At 33.5% G+C, this 16,276-nt stretch carries 14 protein-coding genes; 3 read left to right on the top strand and 11 right to left on the bottom strand.

What is annotated here, in order from left to right; all coding sequences use genetic code 11:
• Nucleotides 1–29: 29 nt before the first annotated feature.
• The gene (locus tag FS85_RS0106500) at nucleotides 30–1,709 is read right to left on the bottom strand and encodes an alkaline phosphatase D family protein (protein WP_010135307.1); all 1,680 of its coding nucleotides are present in this window, start codon (nucleotides 1,707–1,709) and stop codon (nucleotides 30–32) included.
• A 267-nt stretch (nucleotides 1,710–1,976) separates the two neighbouring features.
• Here FS85_RS0106500 and FS85_RS0106495 point away from each other — a divergent pair, with 267 nt between their 5' ends.
• The 3 genes from FS85_RS0106495 (at nucleotide 1,977) to FS85_RS0106485 (ending at nucleotide 6,382) form a co-directional block, all read left to right on the top strand.
• Nucleotides 1,977–4,724: a TonB-dependent receptor gene (locus FS85_RS0106495; protein WP_010135306.1), complete on the top strand. Its 2,748-nt coding sequence runs from the start codon at nucleotides 1,977–1,979 to the stop codon at nucleotides 4,722–4,724.
• A gap of 63 nt (nucleotides 4,725–4,787) precedes the next feature.
• Nucleotides 4,788–5,822 (top strand): phytase, encoded by a 1,035-nt coding sequence (locus FS85_RS15235; RefSeq protein WP_010135304.1) that lies wholly within the window; start codon nucleotides 4,788–4,790, stop codon nucleotides 5,820–5,822.
• Nucleotides 5,823–5,902: 80 nt separating this feature from the next.
• Entirely contained in the window at nucleotides 5,903–6,382 is a 480-nt protein-coding gene (locus FS85_RS0106485; RefSeq protein WP_010135303.1) for a GyrI-like domain-containing protein, read from the top strand.
• Here FS85_RS0106485 and FS85_RS0106480 read toward each other — a convergent pair.
• From FS85_RS0106480 to FS85_RS0106435, 10 genes are all read right to left on the bottom strand, one after another.
• Complete coding sequence (locus FS85_RS0106480; protein ID WP_029489308.1) at nucleotides 6,379–6,954, bottom strand: pseudouridine synthase; 576 nt, start codon at nucleotides 6,952–6,954, stop codon at nucleotides 6,379–6,381. The two genes, FS85_RS0106485 and FS85_RS0106480, sit on opposite strands and share 4 nt — an antisense overlap.
• A gap of 34 nt (nucleotides 6,955–6,988) precedes the next feature.
• On the bottom strand, nucleotides 6,989–7,330 hold the full coding sequence (gene arsC / locus FS85_RS0106475) for an arsenate reductase (glutaredoxin) (RefSeq protein WP_010135301.1): 342 nt from the start codon (nucleotides 7,328–7,330) through the stop codon (nucleotides 6,989–6,991).
• A gap of 5 nt (nucleotides 7,331–7,335) precedes the next feature.
• A complete protein-coding gene (gene prfB / locus FS85_RS0106470) occupies nucleotides 7,336–8,442 on the bottom strand; it encodes a peptide chain release factor 2 (protein WP_010135300.1) in 1,107 nt (368 codons plus the stop codon).
• 77 nt (nucleotides 8,443–8,519) lie between these two features.
• Entirely contained in the window at nucleotides 8,520–10,652 is a 2,133-nt protein-coding gene (locus FS85_RS0106465) for a peptidylprolyl isomerase (protein ID WP_010135299.1), read from the bottom strand.
• Nucleotides 10,653–10,740: 88 nt separating this feature from the next.
• Nucleotides 10,741–12,000: a hemolysin family protein gene (locus FS85_RS0106460; RefSeq protein ID WP_010135298.1), complete on the bottom strand. Its 1,260-nt coding sequence runs from the start codon at nucleotides 11,998–12,000 to the stop codon at nucleotides 10,741–10,743.
• A gap of 5 nt (nucleotides 12,001–12,005) precedes the next feature.
• The gene (locus tag FS85_RS0106455; RefSeq protein WP_010135297.1) at nucleotides 12,006–12,191 is read right to left on the bottom strand and encodes a hypothetical protein; all 186 of its coding nucleotides are present in this window, start codon (nucleotides 12,189–12,191) and stop codon (nucleotides 12,006–12,008) included.
• A gap of 6 nt (nucleotides 12,192–12,197) precedes the next feature.
• A complete protein-coding gene (lptC, locus tag FS85_RS0106450) occupies nucleotides 12,198–12,743 on the bottom strand; it encodes an LPS export ABC transporter periplasmic protein LptC (RefSeq protein ID WP_029489307.1) in 546 nt (181 codons plus the stop codon).
• A gap of 154 nt (nucleotides 12,744–12,897) precedes the next feature.
• Nucleotides 12,898–14,256: a tetratricopeptide repeat protein gene (locus FS85_RS0106445; RefSeq protein ID WP_029489306.1), complete on the bottom strand. Its 1,359-nt coding sequence runs from the start codon at nucleotides 14,254–14,256 to the stop codon at nucleotides 12,898–12,900.
• A gap of 10 nt (nucleotides 14,257–14,266) precedes the next feature.
• A complete protein-coding gene (locus tag FS85_RS0106440; RefSeq protein ID WP_010135293.1) occupies nucleotides 14,267–15,529 on the bottom strand; it encodes a hypothetical protein in 1,263 nt (420 codons plus the stop codon).
• Entirely contained in the window at nucleotides 15,510–16,253 is a 744-nt protein-coding gene (locus FS85_RS0106435; RefSeq protein ID WP_010135291.1) for a type III pantothenate kinase, read from the bottom strand. The genes FS85_RS0106440 and FS85_RS0106435 overlap by 20 nt, the downstream gene beginning before the upstream one ends.
• Nucleotides 16,254–16,276 lie beyond the last annotated feature (23 nt).

Raw genomic sequence — 16,276 nt, 5'->3', positions numbered from 1 at the left:
AATCTTTTTTTATTTGTAATTTATTTTTTTTAAGAATAAGTAATTGTATGTTCTTTTTCGGCAGTAAAGTTTTTGCTTTCTATGGTGTTTACATAATTCCACTCTGCTTTTACATCGTTTTGTGTAAAAGTAGTTAATACAAACCCTCTTTTAGAAGCATTAAAATAATTTAAATTGTCTATTAAGGTGGTTAATGCTTGCTGAAATCCTCCTACATCTACAGGGTTTAAACCCGTATAGACTTCAAATCCAGGTGAACTTACACTTGATGTAGCAATTTCTATTCCTACTTCTGTACCGTCTTCTTTTTTAAGTGTACTACTCCATCCGTTATGAGTATCTCCTGCAAAGGTTACAATTTTTTTATCGCCTAAAGCATTAAAAATAATTTCTCTTTCAACAGGGTAGCCGTCCCATGCATCTAAGTTGTAAGGAAAAACGGTTAGCACTCTTTCAGTTTCTTGTGGAGTTAAAGTAGGATCTCCTTGTAAATACCTTGCTTTTAACCCCACCAAATTTGTAAGTATTTCTGTAAAATTATCAGAACCAAAAGCGGTTAGCATTTCTGCTGGCACTTCCATTTTTCCCATTAACACTTGTTGTCCTAGGACTTGCCATTTAGACGTTGCTCCTTGCAACTGATCTAACAACCAATTGCGCTGTGTGTTCCCTAAAATAGTTCTATCAAGTTTATAAATAGCTGCTGTATAAGCATTGGCATCAAAACCAGTAGTAGTAAAATAATCAAAAATATTAAGTTGTTTGTCTCTCCCTATAACGCGGGTATCTAACATAAATAAATCCACCAAATTTCCTAAGTTAAAGGCTCTGTATATTAGTTCCTGATTGTCAGCCTCCAATCTACTAAAAGGCAAAAACTCGCTATAAGCCTGTAGGGCAGATGCTTTTCTTACCTCAAAAGGGCCTTCGCTTGGTGAATGGTTTTCTGCCCCATCTTTGTACGTATCGTTAGCAACTTCATGATCATCCCACACACAAATAAACGGCTTTTTTTGATGAGCTAACTGCAAATCTTCATCCGACCTGTACTGTTTGTATCTTGTTCTATAATCTTCTAATGATACGATTTCATGTGCTGGTTCGTGAATACGATTCAATCCTCCTATTGTTCCGTAACCATTTGCTTGATACTCATAAATATAATCTCCTAGATGGACTATTATATCTGCTTCAGAGTTTGCCATAGCATTGTATACATTAAAATATCCAGCAGGATAATTAGAACAAGAACAAATAGCTAGTTTGATACTTTCTGCCTGAACTGGCAATGTAATTGTTTCTCCTGTTACTGAAACTTCTTTGTCTTTTTTATTGATAAATCGGTAGTACAATTTTAAATTTTCCTCCAATTCTGTAAGCTCTACAGCTAACGTATTATCTCTGTTTGCTTCGGTTACAATAGTTCCGCTTCTTAAGATGGTTGTAAATGCTGCATCGGTGGCTACTTCCCAAACAATTTCTTTGTTTGACTGGCTGTAACGTGTCCAAATAATCACTTTAGAATCTGTAGGATCAAAACTAGCAACCCCTTGTGTAAAATTGACATTGGTAAAACCTGAGGTATCTATTTTTCCGTTGGCTACATCATCGTCACTACAACTTATAAAATTAGGAGCTAACATTACCCCTCCTGTAGCCATTAAAGCATTTTGAATAAATTTTCTTCTACTATTGTTATATTTTTCCATGGAAATTGTTTGTTTGTGGCTAAGTTCATCTCTTAGATAGAACTCCAAGTTAGAAAAATCTTATCATTATATTACACTGTTCTTGCAGATGTTAATAAATTGTAACATCTACAAAAACCTAATCTATTGCTTTGAGTACAGTTTATACTAGTCTAACTTTAGATTAACTTTCTATCAACCTTTTTTTGATTTTTTGGTTACGATAGCCTAACATTAACACTTGTTTAGATTACATAAGTTTGAGGCATAAAACTTAAAAACTAAACAATGAAAAAATGGATTTTAACGAGCATGTTCTTTCTATGTACTTTGATAGGATTTGCTCAGAAAGGAATTATTAGAGGTAAAGTTACCGACGAAAACAACTTGCCTTTACCAGGAGCTGTTATTACAGTAACAGATTTAAACACAAAAACAATTACTGACTTTGATGGAAATTTTATCATTTTAGGATTAAAAGACACTAAATATATGGTAGAGTCTTCTTACCTAGGATTTAAATCACAAAGCAGTAACGTTGTGTTAAAAAACAATTCTGCCGTTGTTAATTTTGTACTAGAAGCCGATGTAAACAGTTTGAATGAAATTGTACTAAAAGGAAGTATTGGAAAAGGACAAGCAAAAGGACTAAACAAGCAAAAAAACAACATGAACATTACCAATGTTGTAGCTTCAGATCAAGTAGGTAAATTTCCCGATGCCAATATTGGAGATGCTATCAAGCGTATGCCTGGTATAGCTGTACAAAATGATCAAGGAGAAGCAAGAAATATTATTATTAGAGGATTGGCTACACAGTTGAACTCTGTAACTCTTAATGGCGAAAGAATTCCATCTGCAGAAGGGGACAATAGAAACGTACAAATGGACTTAATTCCGTCTGACATGGTACAAGCAGTTGAGGTAAATAAAGTGGTAACACCAGATATGGAAGGAGATGCTATAGGTGGTTCTGTAAACTTAGTAACTCGTGCAGCTAATGCAAGAAGAATTACAGCAACAGCTGCTTACGGACAAAACCCTATTAGAAAAGATGGGTTGATTCATAACTTCTCTGTAGTTTTGGCAGATCGTTTTTTTAACAACAAATTTGGAGCCGTGTTAAGTGCTTCTTCTCAAACCAATGAATTTGGTTCTGACAACGTGGAGTTTGAGTGGGACAAAAACGATGATGACAAAATGGTAGTTACCGATCAAGATATTAGACGTTACGATTTAACCAGACTAAGACAAAGTCTTGCCTTAAACTTAGACTACAAGTTTAACAACGAAAACTCTATTTATTTCCACGGAGTTTTAAATAATAGAAAAGACTGGGAAAACAGATACAGAGTTGAAATTAAGGACATTGAAGAAAACGAAAACAGACCTGGTTTGTACAATGCAGAAATAGCAAGAGAAACCAAAGGAGGAACAGAGAAAGATGCACGTTTAGAAGAACAACAAATTCAAAAATTTGCTTTAAACGGAGAGCATATTTTATTTGGTACTGTAAAAGCAGACTGGAAAGCTAGTTATTCTAAAGCTTCGGAAGCAAGACCTAACGAAAGATACATTGCTTATGTGTTAGACGAAACTCAGTTAAAACAAAATTTAAACGACACAAAATCACCTCTTATGGTGTTTTCTAATTACAATTACAACGATCCTTCTTTGTTTAAATTGGACGAAATTACTGAAGAAAATCAATGGACTGCCGAAGAAAATTATAGCTTTAAAGCTGATTTTGAATTTCCAATTAACGAAACAGGATTTTTTGCTAACAAAATCAAAACAGGATACAAATATCAACAAAAAAATAAGCTAAGAGATAACGACTTTTTTAAGTATGATGCTGTTGAAGATTTAACAAATGTACCTTTTAAAGACAAAACTTTAAGCGATTTTGGACCAGGTAGCAAATACAAACTAGGATACTTTGTTCCTGCCAACTACCTAGGAGGCTTGGATTTAAACAATAAGTCTTTGTTTGACAAAGAAGCAGATTTAGAAGAGTTTGTGCCAGGAAATTACAAAGCACAAGAAGATGTAAACTCTGTATATGCAATGCTTACTCAAAATTTTGGAGAGAATTTTACAGTATTAGCTGGATTAAGAGTAGAAAACACAGAACTAGACTACACAGGTTACAGAATTGATGTAGAAACAGCAGAAAAAGTTTCAGATGCACAGGCATTAAACGAAACCAAATCTTACACCAACTGGTTGCCTAACTTACAGCTAAAGTACAACTTTACTAAAAACACTATTTTACGTGCAGCTTATTCTAAAACCATTGCTCGTCCTAATTACTACGATTTGGTTCCTTACGAATTCATCAATTCTGACGATTTAGAATTTGAAGCAGGTAATCCTGCATTAGAGGCAACAGAAGCGAACAACTTAGATTTAATGTTTGAACACTATTTTTCTTCTGTAGGAATTGTTTCTTTAGGAGGATTTTACAAAGAATTAGACAACTTTATTTTTAACTACAGAGAAGACGATTATATAGACAATGCCTATACTGATAGTTTTGAATATTCACAACCAAGAAATGGAGACAAAGCAAAAGTATATGGTTTAGAGGCTTCTGTACAATCTAGATTGAGCTTCATCTCTGAACAATTAAACAACTGGAGTGTATACTTAAACTACACCTACACAGGTTCAGAAACATCAGGAATTGAGGGTAGAGAAGAAGAAGACTTAGCATTGGTAGGAGCGGTACAAAACATGTTTAATTCTTCTTTAGCTTATGAAAACAAGAAGCTAACCTTACGTGCTTCTTTAAACTTTGCAGATGATTATATTGATGAATACGGTGACGAAGCACAAGAAGACAGATACTACGATAAACAATTGTTTTTAGATGTAAACGGAAACTACGAACTAATTAGTGGTTTAAGATTGTTTGCTGAAGTAAAAAACCTAACCAATCAACCATTAAGATATTACCAAGGATCTGAAAACTTTACTATGCAAAATGAGTTTTACGGAATAAACTGGAGTGTTGGTGTAAAGTACAACTTTTAACCCATCCTCCATACAAACCAAAGCCTATAGCAATTGTTATAGGCTTTTTTTAACTTAGAGACTATGATAAAAAAAATAATTTTGCCAATACTAATTGTTGGTATACTAACTTCATGCCAGCATCAATTTCAACAACCAGAATTGGTGTTTTCTGTAAAAGCTGCACTAGAAACCACTCCAGTAGCTACTAAAGAAGATGCTGCTGATGATATTTGTATTTGGATACACCCTAACACCCTTGAACAATCTACCATTATAGGAACCAACAAAAAACAAGGGCTATGTGTATATAACTTACAAGGAGAATTACGCTACAACTACCCCGTAGGAAAGGTAAACAATGTAGACATTAGATATCAAGTAAACATCAATGGCAAAAAAATGGCTGTTGTAGCGGCCTCTAACAGAACAAACAACTCCATCACCTTGCATAAAGTAAACCTAAACGGAACTTTAGAAAACATCGTCCACAGCCCTCTAAAATCAGAATTAGAAGAGATTTACGGTTTGTGTATGTACCAACAAAATGAACAACTATTTGTGTTTGTTTCTGGCAAAGATGGTGGGGTTGAAAAATGGACATTGTCTGTTGTTGACAATAAACTAAAAGGGAATCTAACACAGCGTATTCAAGTAGGTTCTATTACCGAAGGAATGGTAGCTGATGACGAAACAGGAGCTATTTATATTGCTGAAGAAAACGTGGCTTTATGGAAATACAATGCCAATGATTTAAACCAAAAAAGAACACTTATTGCCAAAACTAACGACACAAATTTAAAAGATGATTTTGAAGGTGTAACTCTTTATAAAAAAGAAAAAGGTCAGGGATACCTTATTTTATCCTCTCAGGGTAACAATTCATACGCTGTTTTTGATAGAGCTTCTCACAAATATCTCAAAAGTTTTACTCTTGTTGATGGAAGGGTAGACGGCACCAACGATACCGATGGTATCGATGCAACATCTGTCAGTTTCTCTAACTTTAAAAAAGGTTTTTTTATAGCTCAAGATGGAGAAAACAAAGATGATGAAACTGTTAAAAATCAAAACTTTAAACTTGTTGATTTTAGAGAAATCCTAAAACATCTGCCATAATCTTAACGCAATCAAAACCTTAAAAATCTGCTAATTCTAGCGGATTTTTTTATGTTTATACTGTACTAAACAGTTATATTATGCAGCCAAGGATTATTACTTTAACCGAAAAGAAACTTGTAGGTTTATCTAAAAACATGAGTTTAACGGATAATAAAACACAGCAATTGTGGAGTGAGTTTATGGCATGTATTGACGAGATTCCAAATAGAATTTCTGAGGACAAAATCTCGATGCAAATGTATGATGAGTTGTACTTTATGGAGTTTAGTCCCAATCGTCCTTTTGTAAAATGGGCTACTGTAGAAGTCTATTCTTTTGATGAGGTTCCGGCATCACTTACTTCTTTTCAGCTAATGGGCGGTTTGTATGCTGTTTTTAACTACAAAGGTCTAAGTGACGATCCTAGTATATTTCAGTATATTTATACAGAGTGGTTACCTAATTCAGGGTACGAGCTAGACAAAAGACCTCATTTTGAAGTTTTAGGAAAACATTACAAAAACAATGACCCTAATTCTGAAGAAGAAATTTGGATTCCTATCAAAAAACTTCTTTAATCTTTAAAAGCAGAAACTTCTAAAATTCCCTGATTAGGAATGTCATTTAAATGCATAGCACCTATACGAACACGTATCAAACGTAAGACTGGTAGCTGAACAGCTGCACACATTTTTCTTACTTGTCTAAATTTACCTTCGGTAATAGTAATGCTTAGCCATGAAGTAGGTCCATGTCTTTCGTCTCTTATTTTTTTAGAACGATGTGGTAACTTTTCTGGGGGATTGATTAATTGTACCCTACAAGGCAAAGTTTGGTAATACTTTCCTTTTCCCAATCCTATCAAAACCCCTTTGCTTAACTTAGACACATGCTCTTGTTCTGCAATGCCATCAACCTGTACATAGTATTCTTTTTCATATTTCTTAGATCGTACTAACTCACTCTCTACCCCATCAGTAGTTAACAACAATAAACCCTCGCTAGGTTCGTCCAAACGACCAACAGCCATCGTACCCTGAGGAACACTGTACAAATCTCCTAAGTACTTTTTTTTATGAGCTAATTTTTCTCTACTTACAAACTGAGACAAATATCCATAAGGTTTGTGAATCATAAAGTGCCTGTGCATAAGTCTAAATAACAATTATAATTTTAAAACACTTTTACAAAATCTCTTCTATTTTATCTACAGGTCTTGCCACTACTGCTTTTCCGTTATTTATAACAATAGGTCTTTCTATTAATTTGGGATGCACTACCATTGCCTGAATAATTTCATCATCAGACCACTCTTTTCCTTTAAATTCACTTTTCCAAATAGTTTCATTTTTTCTTACCAATGTTATTGGTTTGATATTTAGCTGACTTATGATTTCTTTTAAATCGTCAAAAGACAGCGTTTCGTTTAAGTATTTAATTATTTTAAATTCTACTTTTTTCTCTTCTAAAAAAGCAACACCTTGCCTGCTTTTACTACATCTCGGATTGTGGTATATGGTAATCATGCTTTTTACAATTCGTTGTTATTTTCTTGTTGTCCTGATTTCATTAAAAATGATTTTAAAAAACCATCTATATCTCCATTCATTACGGCATCTACATTCGCTGTCTCATAAGCGGTTCTAACATCTTTTACCAGTTTGTATGGATGCATTACATAGTTTCTTATTTGAGATCCAAAATCAATTTTCATTTTATTGGCTTCAATCTCATCTCTAGCAGCCATTTTCTTTTGCAGCTCTAGTTCATATAACTGAGATTTTAGCAGTTGCATAGCTTTGGTTTTATTATCTAACTGCGATCTGGTTTCTGAATTTTCTATAATTATTCCTGTTGGATGGTGTCTTAATCTCACTGCTGTTTCTACTTTGTTTACATTCTGTCCGCCTGCACCACTGGCTCTCATTGTTTCAAAAGAATATTCTGACGGATCTATTTTTATTTCGATAGAATCATCCACCAAAGGGTATACATACACCGATGCAAAAGATGTATGACGTTTGGCATTACTATCAAACGGAGAAATTCTTACCAAACGATGCACTCCATTTTCTCCTTTTAAGTATCCAAAAGCAAATTCACCATCTACCTCTATCGTTACTGTTTTTATTCCTGCTACATCTCCATCTTGCAAGTTTAGTTCTTTAATTTTGTATCCTTGTTTTTGAGCCCACATGGTATACATTCTAAACAACATAGAAGCCCAATCGCAACTTTCTGTTCCTCCTGCTCCGGCTGTAATTTGCAACACAGCACTCATTTCATCTCCTTCATCAGACAACATATTTCTAAACTCAACATCTTCTAACAGCGTAATCGCTTGTTCTTCCAAATTATTCACTTCCTCTTCTGTTGCCTCACCTTCTTTAAAAAACTCTAAAGTAACTCCTAAATCCTCTACCAACTCTTTGGCTTTAGAATAGTCTTCTACCCACTTTTTTAGCCCTCTAAGATTTTTCATATGAGCTTCTGCTTTTTTGGGATCGTTCCAAAAATCGGGAGCTAGAGACTGTTCTTCCTGATTGTTTATTTCAATCATTTTTTTATCAATCTCTAAATATTGTTTTAGTTTCACAACTCGGTTGTTTAACTTTTGTATCTGTTCTTGATTTATCATACTTACAAAGGTAGGGACTTCTTTAAAACAAAAAAAGAGGCACAAAGCCTCCTTTTTTTGTTTCTATTTGTTTTTTATTAAAACCTTTCGGCTCTGTAATCTTCAATTTCTATACCGTCTTGTAACGCATCGTAAAGATTTCTAGACACAGCCAATTGGGTTGCTTTTCCTGCATTTTCTGTATTTATTTTTATCTGGTCTTCAGAAGGAATTTCTTTAGATTTTACAACCAAAGCAAATACTCCTTTATCTCCTACAACATCTTTTACCAAAGCATCTTTTTTGCTAGCTACAGCTGCTGCAATTACTGATGGTTCAATTCCAACTCCTCCTATTGTAGGAGCACCTAAGGTAATATCAGAAAAAGGAACAACTTGTTTTTGATTAGCATCTGCAATAGCTTTTAAGTTGTTTCCTTGCATTTTTTGCTTTAATAGTGCAGCCTTTTTTTCTTTAATTAAAATAGGCTCTACTTGAATAAATGCATTTTTTGCAGATTTCAATCCTTTTTCTTGCTTGTCTGACACCATAACAACAGCATATCCTTTTTCATCTAAATCCCATCTTTGTGCTGCATTTAAGTCTGTATCTTCTTCAAAAGCCCATCTTACAATTCTTCTATTATCCCCCAAAGAACCAACATAAACATCCAACTCTTTAATACCGTTTGCTGGACTTACATCGTATCCTTTTTCTTTGGCAAGTTTTTCAAAATCTGCACCCTCTAATACTTCTTTTTCAAAGCTACTAGCCTCTTGGAAGACTCTGTTTTCTGTTTCTTCTGATGCTTCAATTTTTCTTGAAATGGTTGCTAATTTGTAAGCTTGATTAAAGTTTTTCTGTCCGTTTACTTGAATTACGTGAAAACCGTAAGCTGTTCTTACCACTCCTACATCTCCTTTAGATTGTTCAAAACAAAAATCTCTAAATTCTGGCACCATACTTCTGTAACCAAACCATCCTAAATCACCTTTTTTACTAGCAGACCCAGAATCTGTAGAATAATTTTCTGCTAATGTTCCAAATTTGTTGGGTGATTTTTTTATTACCGTTAACAAACTATCTGCCAATTGCTCTGCCTCTAAAGCAGTTCTGGTAATCGTTGGCTGAGCACCTTGTGCACCTCGGAAAGGAATTAAAATATGACTAGCTTGTACAGAGTCTGGCAATGTTTTAGTATCTAAAATTTTAGTGATTTTGTAGTACTTAGAAAACTTATAAGGTCCTACTACATCTCCTTTTGCTCCGTTGATAACGTTCTCTTTTATTACAGTTGGAATTTCTCCCTCTGTTTGAAATCTATCCACTAAAGGCAAATCCGTACCTGCTTCTTCTGCAAACAACTGTACATCAGTAGCATTTCTAAATCCAGATTCTAAACGCAATTCTGCAACGGCTGTTTTGTCTTCTATCATTTTAGTCAACTCTGCCTTAATTTCTTTTTCATCTTCTTCTGATGCTTGAAAAGGAAATCTTACAAATTTTAAGTTTCTGGTCGCTTCTGTTTCAAATTCTGCAGCATGTTTTTTAATGTAATTTGCTACTTCGTCTTCTGTAACTTTTACATCTGTATTAGGGATAGAAGCATAAGGTAAGTACACATAATCTCCACTAACTTTTGTATTGTTAAGTATGTAATCGTTTTTTGCTTCTTCTTCAGAAACTCCTACTCCCATTCCAATCAACTCATTGTAAGTTCTGGTTAACAATCCGTTTTTAATGTCTTGCTCAAAATTTAACCAACCTCTTAACATGGCTTTTCCTTCATCCGAAGTATCCGATTGCAGGTTTGCAATATAGTCCTTTAGAATCTCTTCGCTAAACTGCCCTTGTGCATTTTTAAACTGAGGTGTGTTTTGTACTTGCTGACTTTCTAAAATAGCTTTCCACAATTCTCCTTCTCCTACAACAATTCCAGCTTCTTTTAACTTAATTTCGTAGATTTTTTCTCTCACCATTTGGTTCCACACCATGTTCTCTATGGCCAAACCTCCATAATTAGATCTGGATTGAGATTTGTACAACTCTACTCTCTCTGCAAATTCCCTATAAGAAATTTCCTCACCATTTACTTTACCGATAGCATCGGAATTTTTGTTGCTAAAAAAATCGTAAATATCCTTAGGACTCACTACAAAAGATAGCATTGCCAATCCAATTGCAGCGATTAAAAACCCTGAGCGATCTCTGATTTTTGATAATATTGCCATGTTCTACATTAATTTTTTTGATTGTCCGCTAAAATACAATTTCAATTGAAATCCTAAAATAAATTTTAACTGTTTTAAAGAAAAACAATTAGTCCGTGATTAGATGAGATTTTAGATACACTTCTTCTATTCTTGTGTGGCTTACTTTGGTAACTTTTATGTACAAATGCTCCATCACAAATTCTTCTCCTTGCTCAGGAATATCTTCTATGGTTTCTATAATAAAACCTCCTAAAGTTTCGTAAGATTCTGATTTGGGAATAGCCAATCCATAGGTTTCATTGATATAATCTACCTCTAATCTGGCTGACAGTCGGTATTCATTTTCTGATATTTTTTCTTCTACCAAAGCAATTTTATCATGTTCGTCTTCTATTTCTCCAAACAATTCTTCTATAATATCTTCTACCGTTATAATTCCGGATGTTCCTCCATATTCATCTATTACTACTGCCATGCTTTTGCGTTTTCCCATCATGGTATTTAGTACATCGTTAATCATCATTGTTTCAGGAATAAACTCTACAGGCAAAATAACAGATTTGATGGTTTTAGGATTTTTAAACATATCGTATGCATGCACATAACCTACAATATCATCTAATGAAGTTTTGTAAACCAATATTTTAGAAAAGCCTGTATTTACAAATAGTTCTTTTAATTTGTGCACTCTTTCATGAATTTCAACAGCTTCGATGTCTGTTCTTGGCACCATAATTTCTCTTGCTTTTACACTGTTAAAGCTTAAAGCATTTTGAAAAATCTGAATTTCAGAATCAATTTCTTCTTCATCACCATTTTCAATTTGTTTGTCTATGTAATGTCCTAGTTCTTCTTTACTAAAAACGGATTCTTCTCCATCCTCATCAGACCCAAAAAAAACTTTTAGCAACCAACTAGAAAACCATTCCATGGCACTAGAAATCACATGGAATAACATGTAAAAAAAATAGGCTGGTAAGGCAAAAAAGCGTAGTGTTTCGTTGGCGTATACACTAAAAATGGCTTTGGGCAAAAACTCTGCACTAACCAAAATAATTAAAGTTGATATGATGGTAACCAACAACAGCAAAGTATATTCGTTATAAGAATCGGGCAACAACCAAAGTAGTTTGTCTTCCATGTAATAACTATAAACCACCAATGCGATGTTGTTTCCCACCAACATGGTTGTTATAAATTTTGAAGACTTTCCTGTTAGTTTGGTTAGTAAGCGTGAGGTAAGCCCTTCTTTTTTCTTTTCTAAAGCAACTTGAAATTTATTAGACGATACAAAGGCAATTTCTAAGCCTGAAAAAAAGGCTGATAACAGTATCGATATAATAATGATAATAATTTCTGAATCCATTTAAGTTATTTTTCAAACCGTTTGTTCCTATATCTCCTTTTAAAGAAAAACATAAAAATTGCCAAAGCGGCCATCAGTAATGAAACCCATGACTTTTGTCTGTCTATATTCCAATTTACAAATACTTCTATGATAAAAACAATTCCGACTACTAAATAAGCCCAAGCAATAATTTTACTAAATTTATTCATTTCTTATTAATTCTCAATATTTTCTTCTAAGGTTATATCACCACTTGTGTTGTTTAAAATCCAATTGCTTAAATAATTATCAGATTCAAAACCAACACCTTTTAAGGTATCTTTTTGGGTGTAAAGGGTAAAAGGTGTTTCTGTAAAATACACACCTTCTTTATCATCACAATAAATTTGTTCAGAATTTAATACGGCTCCGTTTGTATGATTAATTACAACAACATCTCCTACAATTTCAGAAAAAGCAGTTTTGTCATAGCTTATTGCATAATTTCCTGTAATGGTCACAGAATCTCTAGTAACTCTATTAATAGAAACAATCTTAACTCCTTCAGGAAATTCAGAATACGTATTTAATTCTCTATTGCTAAAATCCCAAAAAACGGGAGCCATCATACGTCTGGTTACTCTACCAGAATCTTTGTAAACAAAATTTACATTTTCTGCTACACCGATGGGTAAATTTCTATCAGCTAAAAAATCGTTAATTTCTTTGGTAGAGTTCTTACAACTCCATAACAACAGAGCTGTAATTATAGTTACTGCCAAAGGCGTATAAAATCTTTTTTTACTTTTATGCATTGCTTTACAAACTTTAACAAAGATATAATTATAAATCTTATTATATGACTAGGTACAAAGCAAAAAAAGAGCCAAAGAAATTTCATTTCTTTGGCTCTTTTTAAATTGATATTATTCTTTATTAAGGAACTCTAACGGTTTCGTTTATCCAACATTTAATCGTGTAACTGTCACCAGACTTTAGTCCTAAGTCGTTGTTAAACACTAATTTTTTATTTGGTTTATTAGCAGCAAAAGAGCGAGCTAATTTAGAAGCATATGCAGAAAGACTTGGGTCTACTCTTGCAGCTTTTAATGCGTATTGCTCTGCTACTACATATACCATTCTTTTTTCAAACTCTCCTTTACCACAAGTATTTGCTCCTTTTTGGTAAGCCACAGCAATTAAGGTATAAGCTCTACCTAAGTTAGATTTATAGCTAATTGCTTTTTTTGCATAAGAAACTGCTTTGGCATATTGTCCTTTTTTTCTAAAGATATCTGCTACTTTAAATAAGTTTTTGGCTTTTTTCTCTGTATCCGTTTCTTGATCGATAGCCTTTTCAAAGTATGTAATTGCTTTGTTTGTTTCTCCTTTGTCCATTAAAATTCCTGCATACAATACAGAGGCTTGAGGAGATGGAGCAACTTCTTGATATTGTCCTACCAAAGTTACATACAATGGATCTTCTGTACAGTCTTTTTTGTACATACGGTTAATTGCTCTTTCTAACCACAATTTGTCCGTTTTGTTAGCTTCATATTCTTGTTTGTATAAAGGCACTAAATATTCACAAGTAGAAATCTCTTCGATTTTTTGATCCATTATGATTTTTACCTTACCTAATGAAGTTGAGTTCTGTGTGTAAGCCTTTAATTTTCTCTTTTCAGAAGACAACAATGTTTGTCCTTCGTCTTCTTTAGCGTGTAAATCTTTAATTTCTTCTAAGTATCCATCTACTTTAGCATCAATTGCTTCAACAGTAATATCGTAAATATTAAAGACTTGCTTTAAATTGGTTGATTTGTTTCTTTCTACTACCTCTGTAAAATAATATATAATAGATCCCACACCTAATTTGGTAGGCTCTATGTCAAAGGCCTTTTGATAGTGTGAAAAAATTTCTTCTTTATCTCCACCTACATCTACTAAAAAGTCTGCATAATCACTATGTGCTTTTGCTGGATCTGCATTTGGGAAATTTTCAAAACGTTTTTGGTACATTTTTTTTCCTAAAGCTGCTAATTCTGCTTTTTTCTCTGGTGATTCTTTTAATACTTTGTTGATTAAGTTTCCTCCGTAGATATAAATATTAGCGGTTAATTTTGCACAGTTTTCTAAACAGTAATTTAAATTTTTAAGTGCAGATTCGTAATTTTTGGTTTTGTAATCAGTCTTTAACATGTTGTACTTTAGAGCACAATCATCCTGAGCTTGTACAGATGTTAAAATAAACACTGAGAATACAGTTGTAAATAATGTAATTAGTTTTGTTTTCATATTAATTAATTTAATCAATCACTCGTTTGTTAAACCATTTATCAGACAAAGAGAATTCTACTCCTAGGTTAAAATAGTTTTCTTGGTATTTGTTTTCAGAAAAATCTCCTAAAGTTCCTAGTTCTAAAGAAAAGTTGGCATAAGAAACTCTTCTACCCACTGGTAGCCCTAATCCAAATGTTATGCCAAAATCTTTTACACTTTGGTTGTTCAACATCAACCCTGTCTTTTCATATTTAACTCCAGCCCTGTAAGCTACTCGGTTAAAATAGTTTTTTAGAGCGTATTTTTTAGGAATATAATAGCCTCCTAAACTAATTTTACTTGCTTCTTCGTAATTATAAGAAATATTTGTTGATGCAGTTTGGTTAAATGCATTACCCGTATAGGTAACAGCATCTCTAAACTCATAAGACAACCCTGCAAACCAATTATTTTCTTTTCCAAGTCCTAACCCCAACGCTGTTTTAAAAGGTGTTTTTTCTTGTCCGTTGATACCATTTTCAATAGCACTCCCTGAGATTTCAGAAAATGTTTTAATATCGGACTGAATGGCCTCATAAAATCTAGAACTTCCTTCTGCTTTTAAATCGTAACCTAAAATTCCGTAAGCACCTGCTACGGCTTGTATGGCATCAGAAAAATCATATGTATACTGTATCCCAACACGTGTTGAAATTCCTTTTACATTAAAGTTGTTATTTTGTACCGATGCCTTTTGCACTCCTTTAAAAACTTGTTGTTTTTCGATTTTCCCAAAATAGCGACTAAATTGAAAACCTACATTTAAGTTTTTTACGACTTGATACCCCAATCCTACAAAAAATTGATTTACACCTCCGTCTGCGTAATTGTAAAAACTAGTGTTTTGAGTTTCAAATCCTACGGCAGAATGTGGTCTTAATCCCATTGAAAAAGCTCCTCTAGTTCCTAAGGGTACTCCCAAACTTAAATTGGAAATTGATAAAGAACTGGTTTGATAATCTACACTTTGTGTTTCAACATTTGCACTAAAGGCTTGTAGTGATACTGTTAGCGATGTCAATTTTAAATCTCCTAACAACGCAGGATTGGCTATAGAATTTACCTCCTTGGTGTTATTGCTTACTGCAACCAAACCTCCTTGTGCTTTTTCGGCAATAGTTGCTTCAGAAAATACCGTTCCTATTCCATAATTAGACAGTAAGGATGAAACTTGTTGTTCTTGTGCATAAGCACCTACAGATAAGAACATTACCACTACTACGACTACATTACTTAAATTTTGCTTCATCTTTATTTTGATACGTTAGAACTTCATTTAATCCTTCTAACAAAAAATTTTGGTTGACAAATATGCTATTTTTTAATTGTTTACACAAGAAATTAGCATCCCCACCAGTTAATATTACATTAACTTTTCCAAATTGTTGTTGATATTGTTGAATTGCTCCTTCCATTTCAAATACCATACCATTCACCACTCCACTTTCCAAACACTCTTTTGTAGATTGTCCAATAAAGCTCACCTTTTCTTTAGGCACATCTAAAGCAGGTAGTTTTTGAGTGTATTGGTGCATGGCTGAAAATCGCATTTGTAAACCTGGAGCTATAGCTCCTCCCATGTATATCGCATCTTTATCAATAAAATCATAGGTAACACAAGTTCCTGCATCTATAACCAACGTGTTATTTTGTGAATATTGTTGACAAGCTGCCATTACCAAAGCAATTCTATCAACTCCTAAGGTCTTAGGCGTTTTGTATGCATTCGTAAAAGGGACTGGTGTTTCACTTGTTAAAATTACTTTTTGGGCAATGGGAAGTTTATTAAAAACAGTAAGTGTTTGATCTGTAACAGACGAAAGAATAGCTCCATTAATTGTATATCTTTCTAAAAGTTCGTTGAGTCTTATCTCACACAATTCAGAAGTTGTTTGAACAATCTCTTGCAATTTTTTTTTATAAAAAATAGCCAGCTTTATTCTGGTATTTCCCTCATCTATAATTAAATGCATATAACCTTTAGTTTACATTCAAA

Origin of the sequence: Ochrovirga pacifica (genome assembly GCF_000220525.1) — a bacterium.
In the GTDB taxonomy this organism is placed as follows: Bacteria; Bacteroidota; Bacteroidia; order Flavobacteriales; family Flavobacteriaceae; genus Ochrovirga; species Ochrovirga pacifica.
This window is presented reverse-complemented; position numbering and strand designations above follow the sequence as displayed.

What these genes read in the sequence shown, in the direction of transcription:
- FS85_RS0106485 (WP_010135303.1), top strand. Translation starts at nt 5,903, where the DNA reads ATGCAGCCAAGGATTATTACTTTAACCGAAAAGAAACTTGTAGGTTTA.
- FS85_RS0106435 (WP_010135291.1), bottom strand. Translation starts at nt 16,253, where the DNA reads ATGCATTTAATTATAGATGAGGGAAATACCAGAATAAAGCTGGCTATT.
- FS85_RS0106480 (WP_029489308.1), bottom strand. Translation starts at nt 6,954, where the DNA reads ATGCACAGGCACTTTATGATTCACAAACCTTATGGATATTTGTCTCAG.
- FS85_RS0106440 (WP_010135293.1), bottom strand. Translation starts at nt 15,529, where the DNA reads ATGAAGCAAAATTTAAGTAATGTAGTCGTAGTAGTGGTAATGTTCTTA.
- FS85_RS0106495 (WP_010135306.1), top strand. Translation starts at nt 1,977, where the DNA reads ATGAAAAAATGGATTTTAACGAGCATGTTCTTTCTATGTACTTTGATA.
- FS85_RS0106460 (WP_010135298.1), bottom strand. Translation starts at nt 12,000, where the DNA reads ATGGATTCAGAAATTATTATCATTATTATATCGATACTGTTATCAGCC.
- FS85_RS0106455 (WP_010135297.1), bottom strand. Translation starts at nt 12,191, where the DNA reads ATGAATAAATTTAGTAAAATTATTGCTTGGGCTTATTTAGTAGTCGGA.
- arsC (WP_010135301.1), bottom strand. Translation starts at nt 7,330, where the DNA reads ATGATTACCATATACCACAATCCGAGATGTAGTAAAAGCAGGCAAGGT.
- prfB (WP_010135300.1), bottom strand. Translation starts at nt 8,442, where the DNA reads ATGATAAATCAAGAACAGATACAAAAGTTAAACAACCGAGTTGTGAAA.
- FS85_RS15235 (WP_010135304.1), top strand. Translation starts at nt 4,788, where the DNA reads ATGATAAAAAAAATAATTTTGCCAATACTAATTGTTGGTATACTAACT.
- FS85_RS0106445 (WP_029489306.1), bottom strand. Translation starts at nt 14,256, where the DNA reads ATGAAAACAAAACTAATTACATTATTTACAACTGTATTCTCAGTGTTT.
- FS85_RS0106500 (WP_010135307.1), bottom strand. Translation starts at nt 1,709, where the DNA reads ATGGAAAAATATAACAATAGTAGAAGAAAATTTATTCAAAATGCTTTA.
- FS85_RS0106465 (WP_010135299.1), bottom strand. Translation starts at nt 10,652, where the DNA reads ATGGCAATATTATCAAAAATCAGAGATCGCTCAGGGTTTTTAATCGCT.